The 18,950-nt window shown below is 61.6% G+C and carries 17 protein-coding genes; 11 read left to right on the forward strand and 6 right to left on the reverse strand.

What is annotated here, in order from left to right; genetic code table 11:
- Positions 1-98 precede the first annotated feature (98 nt).
- Genes AB7933_RS12710 through AB7933_RS12725 form a run of 4 tightly spaced genes read right to left on the reverse strand, consistent with a single transcriptional unit; the run spans position 99 to position 3,078 of the window.
- Positions 99-1,076, reverse strand: a complete 978-nt coding sequence (locus AB7933_RS12710) for a FecR domain-containing protein (RefSeq protein ID WP_024074592.1) — start codon at positions 1,074-1,076, stop codon at positions 99-101.
- The gene (locus tag AB7933_RS12715; protein WP_024074593.1) at positions 1,077-1,592 is read right to left on the reverse strand and encodes a sigma-70 family RNA polymerase sigma factor; all 516 of its coding nucleotides are present in this window, start codon (positions 1,590-1,592) and stop codon (positions 1,077-1,079) included.
- A 46-nt stretch (positions 1,593-1,638) separates the two neighbouring features.
- Positions 1,639-1,821, reverse strand: coding sequence for a hypothetical protein (locus tag AB7933_RS12720; RefSeq protein WP_024074594.1), 183 nt, complete (start codon positions 1,819-1,821; stop codon positions 1,639-1,641).
- Positions 1,822-1,833: 12 nt separating this feature from the next.
- Positions 1,834-3,078, reverse strand: a complete 1,245-nt coding sequence (locus AB7933_RS12725) for an MFS transporter (RefSeq protein ID WP_024074595.1) — start codon at positions 3,076-3,078, stop codon at positions 1,834-1,836.
- Positions 3,079-3,404: 326 nt separating this feature from the next.
- On the opposite strand from AB7933_RS12725, the gene AB7933_RS12730 reads away from it, so the two are divergent.
- The 11 genes from AB7933_RS12730 (at position 3,405) to AB7933_RS12780 (ending at position 16,406) form a co-directional block, all read left to right on the forward strand.
- Positions 3,405-5,603, forward strand: a complete 2,199-nt coding sequence (locus AB7933_RS12730; protein WP_024074596.1) for a TonB-dependent receptor — start codon at positions 3,405-3,407, stop codon at positions 5,601-5,603.
- Positions 5,604-5,913: 310 nt separating this feature from the next.
- The gene (locus tag AB7933_RS12735; RefSeq protein ID WP_024074597.1) at positions 5,914-6,582 is read left to right on the forward strand and encodes a GntR family transcriptional regulator; all 669 of its coding nucleotides are present in this window, start codon (positions 5,914-5,916) and stop codon (positions 6,580-6,582) included.
- 74 nt (positions 6,583-6,656) lie between these two features.
- A complete protein-coding gene (locus tag AB7933_RS12740) occupies positions 6,657-7,463 on the forward strand; it encodes an ABC transporter substrate-binding protein (protein ID WP_024074598.1) in 807 nt (268 codons plus the stop codon).
- Positions 7,464-7,475: 12 nt separating this feature from the next.
- A complete protein-coding gene (locus AB7933_RS12745) occupies positions 7,476-8,252 on the forward strand; it encodes an amino acid ABC transporter permease (RefSeq protein WP_024074599.1) in 777 nt (258 codons plus the stop codon).
- Positions 8,253-8,254: 2 nt separating this feature from the next.
- The gene (locus AB7933_RS12750; RefSeq protein WP_024074600.1) at positions 8,255-9,034 is read left to right on the forward strand and encodes an amino acid ABC transporter ATP-binding protein; all 780 of its coding nucleotides are present in this window, start codon (positions 8,255-8,257) and stop codon (positions 9,032-9,034) included.
- Between the two features lie 20 nt (positions 9,035-9,054).
- The gene (locus AB7933_RS12755; RefSeq protein ID WP_024074601.1) at positions 9,055-10,146 is read left to right on the forward strand and encodes a polyamine ABC transporter substrate-binding protein; all 1,092 of its coding nucleotides are present in this window, start codon (positions 9,055-9,057) and stop codon (positions 10,144-10,146) included.
- 17 nt (positions 10,147-10,163) lie between these two features.
- A complete protein-coding gene (locus AB7933_RS12760) occupies positions 10,164-11,774 on the forward strand; it encodes a gamma-glutamyltransferase family protein (protein ID WP_024074602.1) in 1,611 nt (536 codons plus the stop codon).
- A gap of 248 nt (positions 11,775-12,022) precedes the next feature.
- Positions 12,023-13,285 carry a serine hydrolase domain-containing protein gene (locus tag AB7933_RS12765; RefSeq protein ID WP_024074603.1) on the forward strand — a complete coding sequence of 421 codons (1,263 nt, stop codon included), beginning with the start codon at positions 12,023-12,025 and terminating at the stop codon, positions 13,283-13,285.
- Positions 13,286-13,402: 117 nt separating this feature from the next.
- Positions 13,403-14,740, forward strand: a complete 1,338-nt coding sequence (locus AB7933_RS12770) for an alginate export family protein (RefSeq protein ID WP_041160894.1) — start codon at positions 13,403-13,405, stop codon at positions 14,738-14,740.
- A 40-nt stretch (positions 14,741-14,780) separates the two neighbouring features.
- Positions 14,781-15,884, forward strand: coding sequence for a polyamine ABC transporter substrate-binding protein (locus tag AB7933_RS12775; RefSeq protein WP_093235486.1), 1,104 nt, complete (start codon positions 14,781-14,783; stop codon positions 15,882-15,884).
- A 42-nt stretch (positions 15,885-15,926) separates the two neighbouring features.
- Positions 15,927-16,406, forward strand: a complete 480-nt coding sequence (locus tag AB7933_RS12780; protein WP_024074606.1) for a DUF3237 domain-containing protein — start codon at positions 15,927-15,929, stop codon at positions 16,404-16,406.
- Between the two features lie 19 nt (positions 16,407-16,425).
- Here the strand turns inward: AB7933_RS12780 and AB7933_RS12785 are convergent, their stop codons facing one another.
- Positions 16,426-17,037 carry a TetR/AcrR family transcriptional regulator gene (locus tag AB7933_RS12785; protein WP_024074607.1) on the reverse strand — a complete coding sequence of 204 codons (612 nt, stop codon included), beginning with the start codon at positions 17,035-17,037 and terminating at the stop codon, positions 16,426-16,428.
- A gap of 105 nt (positions 17,038-17,142) precedes the next feature.
- Complete coding sequence (locus tag AB7933_RS12790; RefSeq protein ID WP_024074608.1) at positions 17,143-18,900, reverse strand: sigma-54-dependent Fis family transcriptional regulator; 1,758 nt, start codon at positions 18,898-18,900, stop codon at positions 17,143-17,145.
- Positions 18,901-18,950 lie beyond the last annotated feature (50 nt).

Below are 18,950 nucleotides of genomic sequence, written 5' to 3' on the forward strand. Positions count from 1 at the left end.
AAAGGATGACCCAAAGGACAAGAGAAAAAGGCTGTTCCTACCTTTGCCAGCCGAGAGTGGAAAAAGTATCACCCGGCCACCGTTTATTTTGCGCACGGTCAGGCGGGAGACAAGGTCACCCAATAACCGCGCAAATGCCCGGTCACCAGCACGGGGTAAGTCTGCACCAGCATATTCAAGGTGCGATCGGTATCGCTGATCGGGAAAGCGCCGGAAACGCGCAGGTCGGCAATGGCCGGATCGCAGCGTATGAAGCCTCGGCGGTAGCGCGCCAGTTCAGCGACGAAGTCGGCCAGGCGCATCCTGTCGGCCATCAACATGCCTTGGGCCCATGAACCGGCGTAGCGGTCAGCCTGCGTCAGCGAACCAAACGTCTGCGCGGAAAAGTCGGTACGCTGCCCGGCATTGACGATCAGCGGGGCCGCCTGGCTGTTATCGGCCAGCGTCACTTTTACCGCGCCATCGAGTACCGCCAGGTGAGTGCGCGGGCTTGACTCACGTACAGTAAAGCGCGTGCCCAGGGCTTGCATGCGGCCTTGGCGGGTGCTGATCAGGAACGGCCGGGGCAGGGGGGGCGTGTCGACCGCGGTTTGCACCAGGATTTCGCCTTCGCGCAAGTGAATAAGCCGTTGGCGGTCGTCGAACACGACGTCGATGGCGGTATCGGTGTTCAGGGTGAGGTGCGAACCATCGGCCAGGGTAAGTTCGCGACGCTGGCCAACATCGGTGCGGTAGCCCGCTGACCATTGCTGCGATTGTGCCAGCTTCCAACCGCCCCAACTCACCGGCACCACCGCCAACAGGAGCGCCAGTTTGCCCAGCAGGGCGCGGCGTTCCGGGCTGTTCGGTCGATCGAGGGCCGACATCGCCAGGGAGGGTGGTAAACCGCCGAACTTGCTCTGCAGCAATGTTGCCCGTGACCACGCGCGGTTACGCTCGGGGGTGCTGATCTTCCAGCGTTCCCATTCGGCGCGTTCGTGGTCCGTCAGTTCGCGCTCGCTCAAGCGCATCAGCCACTCGGCGGCTTCTTCGAGTACCTGCGGGTCCAGCGGCGGCTCCTTGCGCAGACCGAGCATTCACTCCACCAGCATCAGGCATTGTACGAAAGCCTGTTTCATGTAGCGCTTGACGGTGATCAGCGATACACCCAGTTGCTCGGCGATGTCGTCGTACTTGAGGCCGTTGATCTGCGACAGCAGGAATGCGCGTTTGACCTGCGGCGCCAGGGTATCGAGCATGGCGTCGATTTCGTGCAGGGTTTCCAGCACCAGAAAGTGCGTCTCGGGCGACGGCGCTTCGTGGGCGGGCACGTTCGCCAGTGCCTCCAGGTAGGCGCGTTCCAGTGCCTTGCGCTGGTACCAGTTGATCAGGATACCCTTGGCCACGCAGCTCAAGTACGCCCGTGGCTGGTCAATCACCGTGACCTGTGATGCCAGGATCCGGGTGAAGGTGTCCTGCGCCAAATCCGCCGCATCCATGGCGTTACCCAGCTTTCTCTTCAGCGTGGCATACAGCCAGCCGTGGTGCCCGCTGTACAGGGCCTCGATTGCGCGCAGACGGTTGGGGTGGTTCGCGGAGAGGGTTTCGCTCATGGCGGCAGGTTTTATGTTATTGAGAAGTATTCCCAATGCTAGTTGACTAAGCGACTGGAACGCAAGCGCGATCATCTTCGGTCAATCCGGCGCATGGCAGGCGCGTCAAGGCGTCAATCAACCCATCGATTTCAGCTTCGGTGCTGTAGCGTGAAGCGTCACGCATCAGCGCCGCGCCGGTGTTGTTGAAATGGATCAGGTGTTCGACAGCGGGTGTGTCGGCACGCATGCAGTTCCTTGTTCAGTTGCTGTCTGCAACACGGCTGGAGCGCGTGGCCGCCGATCTGTACCGCAACGCCAGCATCGGCATCAGCGCTACCGCATAGGCCAGGCACACGAAAAGATAGGTGTATTGCAGGCCGTAGACCTGGTTGAGCAAGCCACCGATGGAGATGCCGGCAATCGAAGCGAATTGCGCGGTACTTTGGGCGATACCCAATACGTAGCCTTGGCGCGAGCTGTCGGCGGTTTTCGAGATCAACGCCATCAGCACGGGGGTGGTCGCGCCCAGCAGTACCCCCCAAACAAAGTAGGCGACGACAAATATGCCGGGATTGCGCGTAAATCCCGCCACGGCGGTTAACCCGATACAACCGACGACGATGTAGGTGATGCGCTGTAGCGTTTGTGCTTGAGACCGGTGCTCAAAGTAGCGCGACCAGGCGCTCGCCGAGAGGATGAAGCCCAGTGCCAGCAAGCCATAGCACAGGCCAACCACTGAGTGACTGACCTCGAATGTCGCGCTGACATACAGCGAGAACGAGGTCTGGGGCAGCATGCGCGCCAGCAGCAGAATCCCCATGACGCACAGCAGAGACAACTGCGGAAAGTCGCGCCATACCCTGCTGGTGCCCGAGGCAGGCGGGGCGGAAGTCGCCGCCGGTTTTTTGGGCACTGGGGGAACGTTCGGCAAGGTCACGGCGGCTATCAGGGTACACACGGCACAGAGTGCAGAGGCGACGATATTGATCCAGAAGAACGTCGCGTAATCGAGGATCAAGCCGCCAACGACCGCGCCCAGCAGTGAGCCGACATTCGTCGATATCTGCAAAATCGCAAACAGCCGGGCCCGCCGTGACGGCGCTTCGATACTGACCCCATACGCTTGCGCAGGGGCGATATAGCCGGCAAACGCACCTTGCAGGAAACGCAGGACCAAGATGACCCAGATATCAGTGGAAAACGCCAACCCGAGCTGGGTCAAGGACAACCCTGCGAGTGCGCGGATCATCATCAATTTATGCCCGTGTCGATCACCGATACGCCCCCAGAACGCACTGGTCACCATGATGCCCAGCATCGGCCCGACGTACACGGCGATGCTGGCGAAGCTGAACACCGACTCCGAAGAGGCCAGCCCACGCAGGTGCACGGGCCAGAACGGCCCGCTCATTTCCATCGCGCCCATGGAGACCAGTTGGATCGCGAACAGAAGATAAATGAGGATTCTCACACTCGAACCCTGGATAACACCGGTTTGGGACATGAGACGGCCTCGGTGGTTGAACAGCTGCGAACGGGTTAGTCAGGGGGGGTTGTCAACGGTAGTTGGCGTCCTGCATCCAATGCATGTGCAGCGGCGCGATAGCGTCGACATGTACCGCGAGGAGGATGCCAGGCCGCACAGGCGGTTGTCAGGTGTAACCGCGCTCTTGCAGTAGCGGAGCGCATGTTCGGCTATCGCCAACATTGCGGATCAGCAGGCTGCGTTCGCTGGGTTTTCAAAAAAAACAGGTCGGGATGATACTTTTTCCCATGTCGACTGGCATTAAGAGTAATTCCTATTTCCCTCGTTGAAAGGATCCTCTTGTCATGCCTGTTGTCAGTCGACCCAGCGGTGAACGCGTGTTAACCCTTGCCATTCGGACCGCCCTGTTGAATTTCGTCATGGTCGCCGCGGGCGCCAATGCCTGGGCTGAGACGCAAGCGCCTGTCGCCACGGAGGCCGATACGCCCCCCCTGACCCTCGACACCACCACGATCGACGGCCGCTACAACGGCCCGACAGCGTTGCCCGAGGTGCTCGCCGGCGGGCAGGTGGCGCGTGGTGCACGCCTGGGCATGATGGGTAACAAAGACGTGATGGACACGCCTTTCAACGTCACCAGCTACACCGCCAAAACCCTCGCTGACCTGCAAACCGTGACCGCTGCCGATGCCCTGGAGCGCGACCCCTCGGTGCGCTCGACGGGGCAGACAGGCGGGATCGTCGACTCGTTCTTCATTCGCGGCTTTGCCATCGGCGAAGGCAACTTGGGTGAACTGGCCTACGACGGCGTTTATGGCGTAGCGCCTAACTATCGGGCGTTTACCGAATACGCCGAGCGCATCGAAGTGCTCAAGGGGCCGGGCGCCTTGATGTATGGCATCTCTCCCAACAGTGGGGTTGGTGGTGTCATCAATATCGTGCCTAAGCGGCCGCTGGAGGAGGACCTGACTCGTTTTACCGGCAGTTACGCCTCGGACTCCCAAGTGGGCGGGCACTTGGATATCAGTCGCCGGTTTGGTGAAGAAAACCAGTTTGGCGTACGTTTCAACGGCAGCCTTCAAGGCGGGGATACGGCCGTTGACAACCAGAGTCGCGACGTAGGGATCGGTGCGATTGCCCTGGATTACCGCGGTGAGCGGTTGCGCCTGAATCTCGACTACATCAGCCAGAAAGAGAGCTTTGAAGGCGCCTCGCGCCCCTTCACCGTCGCACCCGGTGTGCAGGTGCCTTCGGCCCCAGACGGCCGTACAAGCCTGCCGCAAAAGTGGGGTTGGTCAGACACCCAGGAGCAGTCGGCTTTGCTGGGCGGTGAATATGACCTGAGCGATTCACTCACGGTGTTCGCCCATGCGGGTGGGGGGCGCTCGGATGTGAAACGCATGTCCGACCAAGTGCCACGTATCCTCAATGATGCCGGCGACACCAGTAATATACCTGGCTACTACAAATTCAATGTTGATCGTTCCACCGCGGATATGGGGATCCGCGGGCTGTTTGCCACGGGCCCGGTGACCCATATCACCACGTTGATGGCCACCCGTTACCAGGATGAACTCTCGCGGGGCATCACTAACGGCACGGACATTCGCTCGAATATTTACCATCCGGTGGACACACCCAAGCAGTACATCAGCACCCCGAAGGTGCTGCGCATCTCCGAGTCGGAGTTGTCCGGCGTGGCGCTGACCGACACCCTGGGCTTTCTGGATGATCGCTTCCAACTGACCTTGGGCGTGCGCCGACAATACATCGAGTCGCGCAACTACAATGCTGCCGGCGCCGTCAGCTCCCGCTATAAAGACAATGCCACTACGCCTTTGGTCGGCGTGGTGGTCAAGCCGTGGGACGATGTGTCTTTCTACTACAACTACGTGGAAGGCTTGAGCAAAGGCGACATTGCCCCAGGCACGGCGGACAACTCCGGGGAAACCTTCGCACCCTATAAGTCCAAGCAGCACGAGATTGGCGTGAAGTACGAGCACGCTACCTTCATGACCACCCTGGCACTGTTCCAGATAGAAAAGCCCAGCGGCGAGGTAGGCGCTAACAATCTGTTCTCGGTACAGGCAGAACAGCGTAACCGTGGCGTCGAGCTGAGCGTGTTCGGTGAGGTGGCGCCGGGCACGCGCTTGATGGGCGGTGTGACCTTCCTGGAGGGTGAGTTGACGGATTCGGCCACTGCCGCCAACCGCGGCAATAAACCGGTGGGAGTGCCGGATATCCAGGCCAACCTATGGGCAGAATATGACACCCCGTGGCTGGAAGGTTTTACCCTCACCGGCGGTGCGATCTATACCGACAGCCAGTACGTCAACCAGGCCAACACCCAAAAGCTGGATGCCTGGACCCGTATTGATGCAGGCGCGCGCTATGCCACCAAAATCGAAGGGCGGCCGACGACTTTCCGCGCCACGGTACAGAACGTATTCGACCGTGAGTATTGGTCTGGCGTGGCCTCCTATGGTGCATTTTCGCCAGGGTATCCGCGCACTTTGCAACTCTCGGCTACCGTCGATTTTTGACGGGGGCCGGTACGCGGGACGCGCGGGGCGAGTTGGCCGCGGTCCCGACACCACCCGGACTCACGACGCGCAGCAACGGCGCCGCTGCTGCGACTCGAGTGTTACTGCGCTTGCAGTTGTGCCCATTAACGGCGCACCCCTTGAGCTATTTGGTAGCACCGCGCCTTGACCCCATGCGCCAGGCTGACGCGGGTTTTCTGGCGATTGCTGCCGAATCAATCACTTGACGCGTAACCTGAGAATTGGCACGCATCCTGCTTTTTTTGTATTCGTGGATAATTGGATACAAAAATTCAAAAGGTGCTGTCCGATGCAATTTGCCTCCGCTTACGTTGACCGCCAGCCCCTCACCGCCGAGGAGGAGGCCTACAGTTTTCTGCTCAATGCCATTTGCAACGGCCGTTATCGCAAGGGTGATCGCCTGATTGCAGAGGACATTGCCACCGAGCTCGGGATGAGCCGCATGCCGGTACGCGAGGCTTTTCGCCGCCTGGACGCGCAGGGCCTGGTGACCCTGCGGCCCAACCGTGGCGCGGTCGTCAGCGGCGTGGATATCGATGAATTGCACGAAGTGTTTGAAATGCGCAGCGCCCTCGAAGGCTTGGCGGTGCGCGTTGCCACCAGCCGTATCGGCGAACGCCAACTGGCGGCGCTGGAGCGCCTGCTGGACGAGATGGACGATTACCGCGACGACAGCGCCGAGTGGGTCAGCCGCCACCGTGCCTTCCATGAATTGCTCTGCAGCCTCAGCGGGCGTCCGCGCTTGATGAAGCAGATCTCGGCGCTGTACTCGCTGGTCGAGGCGCCCATGCGGTTGTGGTTGCAGCACGGTGACAAACCGCTCAGCGCACGCCAGGAGCACGCGGTGATCCTCGATGCCATTCGTGCCGGGGATGCCGCCCGTGCCGAAGCGGTGGTGCGCGAACACATCGAAGGCACCGTGCCGGCGCTGATTCAATTCCTGCAATCGGAAAAATAGAAGCGGGCCCAAGCCCGACTGTGTTTTGACATTGAGTCCTGCCCCCGTTGTTCAACGAACTGGAGTGTCTGGTCATGCATAAACGCCGCGCCTTGCTGGTGGCTGTAACCCTGGGTCTCTGCACGCAAGGGGCGTTTGCCGCGCCCCAGGTGCCGGAGCGCCTGCAGAAAGTCGATAAGCTCACGTATTGCTCGGGGATGGATTCACCGCCCCTGGTGTCCTTCGACGAAAACCAGAAACCGCGCGGGCTCACCGTCGACCTGGGCCTGGAAATTGCCAAGCGCCTGGGTGACAAGCCGGTGCAGTGGCGGGTGATTCCGTTCTCCGGGCTGGTCCCGGCGCTGCTCGCCCAGCAGTGCGACATGATCGTCGACCAGCTGTTCGACAAGCCTGAGCGGCGGCAGGTCATCGACATCGTCAATTACATGTATTCCAGCCAGTCGGTGGTGGTCCCCAAGGGCAACCCCAAGGGCATCAAGGCGCTGGATGACTTGTCCGGGCACAAGGTGGCCGTGCTCAACGGCTCCACCATCAAGACCCTGCTCGATACCCAGAATGAAAGCCTGGCCAAGGCCGGCAAGCCACCGATGAAGCTGGTGGTCTACAACACCGACACCGATGCATTCCAGGCGCTGCGCATCAACCAGGTCGACGCCTACGGCACCACCGTGGAGACCGCCGGTTACTACGCGGCGATGGCGCCGGAGCTGTTCCAGGAAGGCGTGCCGGCTTTCAGTCGCATCCTCACCGGCCTGGGGATTCGCAAGGACGACCCGCAACTGACCGCCGCCGTTCAGCAGGTGATCAGTGATATGCGCAGTGACGGCAGCTATGGGCAATTGCTGAACAAATGGCATGTCAGCAGCGACACACTCGACTGAGGTTTGCCAGCGATGAATTTCAATTGGGATGTGTTCTGGCAGTACCTGTTGCAGCCGAGCGGGGTGTACCTCACCGGGCTCTGGCTGACCTGCCTGATCAGCGTGCTGGCGATGGCGCTCGGTTGTGTCCTGGGGCTGGCGGCCGCGCTGCTGCGCTTGTCGAAAAACCCGCTGTTGCACCTGCCGGTGCGTTTTTATGTGTGGTTGATGCGCGGTACGCCGTTGCTGGTGCAGATCGTCTTTCTCTACACGGCCTTGGCGGCGGGCGGCATCTTCCGCTTTGAGGACATTGCGCTGTTCGGCCTGGTCGTGCCCGGCAATATCCAGGCGGCGATCATTGCCCTGGGTCTCAATGAAGGGGCGTACATGGCCGAGATCATCCGCGCCGGCATCGGTGCGGTGGACAAGGGCCAGTATGAAGCCGGGCGCTCCCTGGGCATGCCGTTCGCCAAGCTGATGCGCCGCATCGTGTTGCCTCAGGCGTTCCGGGTGATCGTGCCGCCGCTGGGCAACGAGTTCAATGTGATGCTCAAGAACACCACCCTGGTCAGCGTGATTGGCGTGCAAGAGTTGCTGCTCAGCACCCAGATGATCACCTCGGCGACCTTTCGCGTATTCGAGCTGTACCTGGTGGTCGCGCTCTACTTCTTGACGCTGACGACCCTGTGGGGCTTTTTCCAGCGCTGGCTGGAGACGCGTTTCAGCCAGTCCGATCGGCCTGCCGCACCGCCGCCGGCATCCAGCCGCATGTTCGGCCGCAGCACCTTGAAATTGCTGAGGGGACGTTAACCATGGCGCACCAAAGTGAAGAACTGATCATCGAAGCCCTGGATATCCACAAATCGTTTGGCACGCTGCAGATTCTCAAGGGGATTTCGCTGCAGGTGCGACGCGGCGAGGTGGTGGTGCTGATTGGCGCCTCCGGTTCCGGCAAGACCACTTTTATCCGCTGCATCAACCTGCTGGAAGACATCCAGGCTGGACGCATCCGCGTCAACGGCCGCGCCATGGGTTATCGCGAGCGCAGCGACGGCAGCCTGGTGCGCGATTCGGAGCGCAACATTGCCCGGCAACGTCGCGACATCGGTATGGTGTTCCAGCGCTTCAACCTGTTCCCCCATATGACTGCCCTGGAAAACATCATCGAAGCCCCGATCCAGGTGCTCGGCGTACCGCGTGCCGAGGCGCTGGAACAGGCCCATGGCTTGCTGGCACGGGTCGGGCTGGCGGACAAGGCCAGCCATTACCCATCGATGCTTTCCGGTGGTCAGCAGCAACGGGTCGCGATTGCCCGTGCCCTGGCAATGAAACCCCAGGCCATGTTGTTCGACGAACCCACCAGCGCGCTCGACCCGGAAACCGTCGGCGAAGTCCTGCAGGTCATGAAGACGCTGGCCGAAGAGGGCATGACCATGGTGGTGGTCACCCATGAAATGGGCTTTGCCCGTGAAGTGGCCGACCGTGTGGTGGTGCTCGATCAGGGAGAACTCATCGAGCAAGGCCCGCCGGAGCAGATTTTCAGCCACCCCAGCCACCCGCGTACCCGGGCCTTTCTCAGCCGCGTGTTATGACCCTTGCAAGGAAAATCACCATGCGTTTATCGCGTTTGTTTGCTGCTCTGTGCTGTGCCGCCCTTGTCCCCGTGACCCAGGCTGCCGAGTCGGTGGTGAAGGTCTATAACTGGTCCGATTACATCGGGCCCGACACCGTGAAGAACTTCGAGAAAGACAGCGGCATCAAGGTGCAGTACGACATTTTCGACACCAACGAAATGCTCGAAGCCAAGTTGCTTTCCGGGCACTCGGGGTATGACGTGGTCGTGCCGTCCAGCCAGTTCCTGTCCAAGCAGATTCGCGCCGGCGCCTACCAGCCGCTGCAACGCGCGCTGCTGGATAACTGGAAGCACCTCGACCCGCGCCTGATGCAACGCCTGGAAGCCGCCGACCCCGGCAACCGCTACGCCGTGCCGTATATGTGGGGCACCGTGGGCATCGGCTACAACGCAGAAAAAGTGCGCGCCGTGCTGGGCAAGGACGTGGTGCTGGACTCGTGGTCGATGGTCTTCGAGCCTGGCAACCTGGCCAAGCTGAAAAGTTGCGGCGTGGCCTTCCTCGATGCGCCGGTGAAGATCATTCCCCAGGTCATGCTCTACCTGGGCCTGGACCCCAACAGCGTCAAGCCCGACGACTACAAGCAAGCCTCCAAACGCCTGATGGCGCTGCGGCCGTCGGTGACCTACTTCAACTCGTCGAAATACACCGCTGACCTGGCCAACGGCGATATCTGCGTGGCCGTCGGTTATTCCGGCGACGTGATGCAGGCTCAGAGCCGGGCCAAGGACGCCGGTAAAAACATCGACATCCGCTACCTGATGCCCAAGGAAGGCGTGAACCTGTGGTTCGACATGCTGGCGATTCCCAAGGACGCCGGTAACACAGCCAATGCCCACGCCCTGATCAACTACCTGCTGCGTCCCGACGTGATCGCGCCGATCAGCGACTACGTCGGCTACGCCAACCCGAACAAGGACGCCACGCCGCTGATGGACCCCAAGGTCAGCGGTAACCCGGGGATCTACCCCGGCGATGACGTCATCAGCCACACCTTTGTCTCCGCCGACCTGCCGGAAAACATCCAGCGCCTGATGACCCGGGAATGGAACCGGATCAAATCCGGCCAATAAATCGAAGAGCCTTTGCTATGTTGAAATTTTCTGCTCACGAGTACCCCTATCCATCGCAACGCCAGTGCGTGTTCGCGCGTCGCGGTATGGTCGCCGCATCCCAGCCCCTGGCCGCCCAGGCGGGTATCGAGATCATGCAAAAGGGCGGCAATGCCATCGACGCGGCGATTGCCACGGCGGCGGCGCTCACGGTGGTGGAGCCCACCGGCTGCGGCCTGGGCGGCGATGCCTTTGCCTTGGTGTGGTGCAAGGGCCAGTTGCACGGCCTGAACGGCAACGGCCACGCGCCGGCCGCCTTGAGTATCGACGCGGTCAAGGCCGCGGGGCACGATCGGATGCCGCTGTACGGCTGGACCCCGGTCACCGTGCCCGGCTGCCCGTCGGCCTGGGCGGAGCTGTCGCAACGCTTCGGCAAGCTGCCGTTTGCCGAGCTGCTGCAACCGGCCATCAGCCTGGCGCGTGATGGTTTCCCGCTGTCGCCGGTGGTTGCCCATCAATGGCAGATCGCGCTGGATGAATTCACCCCCCATCGCGACCCGGTGCTGGACGCCTGGTTCGATACCTTCCTGATCGACGGCCGCGCGCCTCGGGCAGGGGAGATCTTCCGCAACCCGGCCCAGGCGCGCACCCTGGAAGAACTCGCCACCAGCCGTTGCGAAAGCCTGTATCGCGGCGCCCTGGCCGCACGCCTGGATGCCCATTCGCGGGCCAGCGGTGGCTACTTGCGCGCCAGTGATCTCAAGGATTACCGCGCGCAGTGGGTGGACCCGATCCACATCAACTACCGTGGCGTGGACGTGTGGGAAATCCCACCGAGCGGCCAGGGCATGGTGGCGCTGATGGCGCTGAAAATCCTCGAAGGCTTCACCTTTGATCACCGCGACAGCCAACAGACCTGGCACCGCCAGCTCGAGGCGATGAAGCTCGCCTACAGCGACGGCCTGCACTACATCACCGACCCTCTGCATATGCGCGTGGCAGTCGCCGACCTGCTCAGCGACGACTACAGCGCGCGCCGCCGCGCGCAGATCGGCGAACAGGCACAGCCGCCCAAACCCGGTGACCCGCACGCCAGCGGCACGGTGTACCTGGCCACGGCGGACGCTGAAGGCAATATGGTCTCGTTCATCCAGAGCAACTACCACGGCTTCGGCTCCGGCGTGGTGCTGCCCGACAGTGGCATTGCGCTGCAGAACCGTGGGCAGGAATTCAGCCTCGACCCGGCCCATGCCAACTGCCTGGCCGCGGGCAAGAAAACCTTCCACACCATCATCCCCGGCTTCCTCACCAAGGACGGCCAAGCCCTTGGCCCGTTCGGCGTGATGGGCGGCTATATGCAGCCCCAGGGCCACGTGCAGATGGTGATGAACCTGGTGGACTTCGGCCTCAACCCCCAGGCCGCGCTGGATGCGCCACGCTGGCAATGGCTGGGCGACATGAAGGTCGGCATCGAGCAGGGCGCCTCCCGTGACCTGGCCAATGCCCTGGCCCGGCGTGGGCATCACGTGCAGATCGCCAGCGACCTGACCGACTACGGGCGTGGGCAAATCATCCTGCGCGACCCGGTCAGCGGGGTGCTCTGCGCAGGCACTGAACCGCGGGCGGACTCCCATATTGCCGTGTGGTAACCGCCTGGCGCAGCCCTCGTCTGAGCATGTCACGGCGACTCGTAGCGGGTCGTCGAGGCTTTCCTATGGCACGGGCTTTCGGCCCAGATTGCCCGGCAGCGGCATCCTCCGCAGCCGGCAATCCGCTGGGATTCAAAGGCGGTGGAATTAGCGTTTCTTGATAAAAAGTTTTATTGACTAAAATAAAATATCGGGTAATTATTTCCCTGCATCTGCTTTCATGCAGAGTCATCTTCAGGGTTATCCCGATGAGTCATACACCCCCGTCTTTTCTTGCGACTCTTTACATCGAGGCCACTGAGTCGCCCTCGGCCAATCGCATCACCCCCCAGCTGATGCAGGGCTTCCCCGCCGAACCCAAACACCGAGTCACGTGGCACAACTGGATGCGCGCACCCTTCAGCCAGTGGGGCTTCCGTCATCTGGCGCGGCTGCGTCCCACCATCGATGTGGCGGCGGGTCCAGGGCCTGCCGGTCAGCTCAAGGAAGCGCCCAACGCGCTGGATCAGCTGTGTTTCGACAGCGAATGCGGGTTGAGCATCAGTGTTATCGAACACCTTGTCGCCAGCCAGACCGACGCCTTTCTGGTGCTGCAGGGCGACACGGTGTTGTTCGAGCGCTACTTCAACGGCCAGCGTGCGGATGACCGGCACATCATGTTCTCGGTGACCAAGTCGCTGATCGGCACCCTTGGTGAACAGCTGGTTTCCAACGGCACGCTCAAGCCCGAGCTGTCCGTCGCGTACTACGTGCCTGAGCTGGTGGGCAGTGCGTTTGGCGATGCCACGGTGCGTCAGTTGTTCGATATGGCGGTGGGCATCGACTACAGCGAGGTGTATGACGACCCCAGCTCTGAGAGCTCGCAGTATGGTTATGCCTGCGGCTTTCAACCGGCACCGGCGCAGTACGCCCAGTTCGACTCGTTGTACCAGTACTTGCCGTCTCTCAAGAAGCGCGGCAGCCACGGTGGTTTTTTCCATTACGTGACCGCAACCACCGAAGCCTTGGCATGGGTCATGGAACGTGCCTCGGGCAAGGCCTGCAGTCAGATGCTGGAAGAGATCTGGGCTCGCCTGGGATGCGACCGCGACGGTTATTTCATGGCCGATCCCTGGGGCCGTAACGTGGCCGGGGCGGGCTTCAGTGCAACCTTGAGAGACATGGCACGTTTCGGCCGCCTGCTGGCCAACGACGGTCGCCAGGACGGCGTTGAGCTGCTGTCGCCCGAGACCGTGGCCCGTATCGCCGCCGGCGCTGATCCTGCGGTCTACGCGCAAAATGCCGAGTTCTCGAGCTGGACGCCGGGTGCGTCCTATCGCAGCCAGTGGTACGTGTTCAACGACCACAGCCAAGCCCTGATGGCTGGGGGCATCCACGGCCAATACCTGTTTATCGACAAGCCGTCCGGCGTGGTGATCGTCAAGCAATCGTCGCTCACCGATGCGGTCAGCCCGTTCGATAACGACAGCGTGCGCATGCTGCGCGCGATCGCCGCGCAACTGAGTCACTGACCCACGCCTAAAAAATAAGAGTTTTGCGTTCTATTCACCTGGCTTGCCCAGGTGTTGGCGGCGCTCTGCGTCGCCATTGACTGCCCTGTAACAACAATAATTCCACAGGAGCTTCTTATGGTTTTCACCAAGCGTTTTTCCCGAGCGCTGTTAGCGCTCGGCTTACCCCTGACCAGTCATGTCGCGTTGGCGGGCTACACCTTTGAGGACGGCGATCTCAAGGGTGAAGTCAATCTCACGGTGGGCGGGGCGACGCTGTTTACCCGTGGCGTCAACTTCGGCAGCGGCCAGGTCGATGCGCGCAACGGCAAAAACGGCGGCGCCAGGATCAACTGGCAAGAGGTCTACGTAAAACCCGGGGTCAAACTCGAGTATGCGCTGCAACCGGACTTCAGCCTGCTGGCGGGCGGTTCCCTGGTGGGCGCGAGCACGTTCGGCGATGGCGATGCGGGGGGCTTCAGCCGCAGCTCCGACGGCAAGGTCGCTGCCGAAGAACTCTACGGCGGTTTTCGCGCCGGCGAATGGAAGTTCACCGCCGGCCGCCAGAACTACATGATCGGTACCGGGTTCATCGTCATGGACGGTAACCTCGACCAATACAAGGATGGCGCCTACTGGCTCGGCCCGCGAACCGCGTTCAAGGATTCGGCGATCCTGGCCTGGGATCATGGCGCGCTGAAGTCCCAGGCCTTCACCTTGCGCACCGATGATGACTTGGGCGATTTCCGCATGACCGGCGTCAACCTCGATTACAACCTCGATGACCAGGTGACGCTCGGCGCCATGGCCATGAAGGTCAATGCCCTTGGCCCCAGGGGCAGCACGCTCCCGCGCCGTCGGGACGGCATGCAGGTGTACAACCTGCGGGCGCTCAACGCCAAGGTGCCCGGCGTACAGGCGCTGACGCTGAATGCCGAGTACGCGCTGGAGCGCGGCAGCGGCGAGGGGGTCGACTACGATGCCAACGCCTGGTACGCCCAGGCCGACTACGCCTTCAGCACCGTGCCGCTGACGCCGATCCTCGGCTACCGTTACGCGAGCTTTTCCGGCGACGACAACCTCACCGACAACCGGCAGAAAGCCTGGGATTCGCTGAGTAAAGGCTTCGTCGACTGGAGCACATGGCTGGTCGGGGACGTGGTCGGCAACTACCTGCTGTTCAACAGCAACGAAAACGTCCAGCAGTTCTCCCTCAAGACCCACCTCAACGAAACCCTGACCCTCGGCGCGATCCACTACCAGTTCTGGCTGGACGAGAAAAACTACATGGGCGCACCGGTCAGCGATCGGCGCTTTGCTGACGAAAGTGTGGTTTTCCTCGACTGGACGCCCACGCCGTCGTTCTATACGTCGCTGTCCTACAACTGGGTCAAGCCACTGGCCGCCGCCAAACAGGTATTCGGCGATGACCAGACGTTCAGTGCGCTGGAACTGTATTTCACCTATCGCTATTAAGTGCCGCGAGCCATCGTGGCCGCGCTGGAGTGTTTGGATCATGAACAGGTTTTTGCGTAATACCTTGCTGGGCACTGTCACTTCGTTGCTGATCAGTGGTTTTTGCCTGGCTGAAGAGCGGACGGTACGGATCTACAACTGGATCGAATACCTGCCACCCGAAGTGCTCAAGAGCTTCCAGGAAGAAACCGGCATTCGTCCGATTTACGATGTGTTCGACAGTTCCGAAACCATGGAGTCCAAGCTGCTGACGGGCAATTCCGGGTATGACGTGGTGTTCCCCGGCACCGCCAACCTGGGGCACTTGATCACCGCCGGAGCGGTGCAGCCACTGGACCGCAAGCAGTTGCCGAACTGGCAGCACCTGGACCCGCAGTTCATGCAATCCCTCGAAGCGGTGGGTGACACCGGCAACCGCTACGCCGCGCCTTACCTCTGGGGCACCACATTGATCGGCTACAACGTCGACAAGGTGCGCAAAGCCCTGGGCCCCGACGTGCAGATGAACAGTTGGGACATCATCTTCAACGAAGAAAACCTCGCCAAGCTCGCCAGCTGCGGGGTCGGCTTCCTCGACGCCGGCAACGAGATCCTGCCGATTGCCTTGCACTACAAGGGCCTCGACCCCAATAGCCAGAAGCGCGAGGACTATGTGCAGGCTCAGGCCGCGATGATGAAGATTCGCCCTTACATCACCTACTTCAACTCGTCGCGCTACGGCATGGACCTGGCCAACGGTGATATCTGTGTGGGCGTGGGCTGGTCCGGCGGTGTCGCGCTGGCCAAGCAATTGGCGGATGCCGCTGGCAAGGGCGTCAAGGTCGAGATGGCATTGCCCAGGGAAGGCGCGCCGATGTGGTCGGATGTGATGATGATCCCAGCCAATGCGCCCGACCTTGCAGAGGCTCATGTGTTCATCAATTACATCCTGCGCCCGGACGTGATTGCGCGCATCAGCAACAAAATCGGCTATCCCAACCCGAACAAGGACGCCACCGCGCTGGTGGACGCCAGCATCCGTAACAACCCCAACATGTATGTGCCGGAGCCCGCGCGCAAGACCCTGTTCGCCCTGGAGCCGATCCCGGCTGCGGTGGAACGCATCCGTACCCGCACCTGGACCGCCATCAAGAGCAACCGCTGATCAGTGTGGCCCGGTGCGTGCGCGCCGGGCTTGGAGCTTGCCATGACTGAACGGATGGACATTGCCCCCAACTTGCAGCGGGTGCTGACCCTTCGCGTCGCGATAGGGCCGGGTGTGATGCTGGGCGACAGCATTGAAGGCCTGCGCTGCAATTACCCGATTGTGGGCGGGGATTTCGACGGGGTCGGCATCAGCGGCCAGGTCCTGGCGGGCGGAGAAGATTGCTTTCTTTTGCGCCCGGATGGCGTCGGTCAACTGGATGCTCGCTACAGCTTGAGGACCGACGAAGGTGAGGTGATCAACATCCGTAACCTGGGGGTGCTGAGCATGACCGAGTACGGGCGCCAGTTGGAGCGCGACGGCCAATGGCCGATTCCTGAGACGGAGTACCGCTGCACCTGCACGCCGGTGTTCCAGGTGCCCAAGGGGCGGCTGGACTGGCTCACCCGTTCAAGTTTTATCGGCCTGGTGCATTACCCGGGCGCCGACCAGGTGGTGATTCGTTGCTATCGCTTTTACTGAGCCCCGACCCTGAAAGCTTTCAGGCCTGCATTCCGTAGAACAGCAACTCGGTGATACGCCTGACCTGGGTAGAGTGCGCGTCGATATCCGGGTGTTCCTGGTTCACCAGCCGGAACAGTTGCAGGTGGGAATAGTCGTTCAACAGGAACGCGGCCAACTCCACATCGAGTTGCGGGCGCAGTTTGCCGGCCCGTTGCAGTTCGCGCAGCAGCTCGCTGATTTCGGCCCTGAGCGCATCGTTCATGGCCCGATAACCTTCGGGCAGTTCATTGCTGCCACCGAACAGGATCAATGGCAGCAGTTCGCGCCACAGGCTGGGGTGCATGACTTCCAAGGCATAACCCGTCAGCAGCCGTTCCAAGTGGCACAGCGCCTCGACCGGGTCCTCTATTTCCCGGATCAGGCTGCGCGTGTCAGTGATGGCGCGTTGATCGGCGTGGTGCAGGATTTCCAGGATGATTTCCTGCTTGTTGCCGAAGTACTTGAACACCGTGGGCGGCGACACCCCGGCCTGGCTGGCGATCTGTTCGATGGTGGTGTTCTGGAAACCCTGGCGCTCGAACAGTTCGATCGCCGCCTTGCTGATGGCTTGCCGGCGTTCGGCTTTCTGACGTTCACGCAGTCCGCTCACGGGAGGTCCTTGTCACGAGTAAAAAGAGGGGCATCAGGCGCTTGTCGGCCCGGTATCCCTGCAAAATACTTAATTGGGTAAAGCTTTTAAAGCTCTAATTGCCATTCAAGGCGCCTGCCGCCGATGTTTCTTCAGGCGGTAGGCAAATTGCGCCCGGCTCAGTCCCACGAGCCTGGCCGCAGCGGCCAGGTTGCCTGCGTTCTGTTGCAGCGCCTCATTGATCAGGCGCGATTCCAGGCCCTCGATGGAAAACCCCTGTTCCAGTTGGCCAAGCGTATCCAACAGTGCAGGGCGGGGCACTTGCCCGGTGTTTGACAGGCTGCCGTGATCGTCCAGGCCATAGGGATCGGCCGGCATCGGCTCGTTGCGAAACAGGTGCACCAGGTCGATGGCCTGGCCTTCGTTACTGGCGATCAGGCCGCGCTCGATCAGGTTTTGCAGCTCGCGCACATTGCCCGCGAAGTCGTAGCGCAGCAACACCTTCAGGGCGCGCATGGTCAGGCCCACGGGGGTGCGCGCATATTCCTGGCAGAAGCGCGTCAGGAACGCGTTGATCAACAGCGGGATGTCGTCGCGGCGTTCCCGCAGGGGCGGCAGGGCGATGGGGTAGACATTCAGCCGGTAGAACAGGTCTTCGCGAAACGTGCCGTCAGCGACGGCTTTGCGCAGGTCCAGGTTGGTAGCGGCGACCACCCGCACATCCACCTTGATGCCGCGCACGCCGCCGACCCGTTCGATCTCGCGCTCCTGCAAGGCCCGCAGCAGTTTGCTTTGCCCGGTCAGGCTGAGGCTGGTGATTTCATCCAGAAACAGTGTCCCGCCCTGGGCTCGCTCGAAACGTCCGGGACGTGAGTGTGTCGCGCCGGTATACGCCCCACGCTCGACACCGAAGAGTTCGGCTTCGATCAGGTTATCCGGGATGGCCGCGCAATTGAGCGCCACGAACGGGCTGTCACGGCGACAGCTGAGCTGGTGCAACTGGCGTGCGAACATCTCCTTACCCACCCCTGACTCACCGCTGATCAGCACGGTGGCGGGCGTCAGCGCGACGCGCTGCAGGGCCTGCATCGCGGCATTGAACGCGGCACTGGCGCCCACCAACGGCGGTGGCTGGCTGCCGCTGGCACGGTTGCCCATTGCGCTATCGAGCGTAGGGGCGGCGGCGGGGCGGCTGACGGTCTGGGACACATTCAGGTAGCGCAGGTCCTGCTCGACGTCGCCCCATTGCTCGGCCGTCTTGCCGATCACCCGGCAACTTCGGTGGCCCATGCCGCGGCACTCCACTTCGCGGAAAATCACCATTTGCCCGAAAAGGCCACTGACGAAACCGATGGCATAGCCCGTCTCTGTCCAGCACACCGGATCCTGGCCGATGCCATAGGCACCTACATGTTCGTCGGCTTCGCATGAGTGGTGCCAGAGAAACTCGCCTTCGTAGAAGCCTGAGTCGGCGTCGAACTTGAAGTGCAGGGGCTCGACCTTGGTCATGCCTTCCAGGGTGTGCAGATGTGTGCCGGCGCGAAACACTGCTGCGGCATCCGCCTGTGGCCAGCGTTCGCGGATCAGCCGGGCATCCCGCGCACCGGACGCGTAGCCGGCACGGGTGAACAGGCCGCGCGCCTGTTCCAGCCCCAGGCGCTCGATGACCTCCCTGCGCAGGGCACCAAACGACGAGCTGTGCAGCAACAACATACGTTGATCGTTGAGCCAGATCCGCCCGTCTTCGGGAGAAAAGAACAGGCAGTCGGTCAGTTCCGCCGGCGTCGGTGAACTGCTGTCGCTGAGTTGGCGGCTATCGCCCCTCGGATGGTAAGACGCGGTGGCCACCCGGTCGTCGGGCAGCGCGCCGTGGGGATTAGTCATTGTTATGCCCCTGCAAAGCGAGTGAACGATATGAGCAACTGCGAAGATAG

The sequence above is a fragment of the Pseudomonas gorinensis genome (genome assembly GCF_042015035.1).
Taxonomy (GTDB): domain Bacteria; phylum Pseudomonadota; class Gammaproteobacteria; order Pseudomonadales; family Pseudomonadaceae; genus Aquipseudomonas; species Aquipseudomonas gorinensis.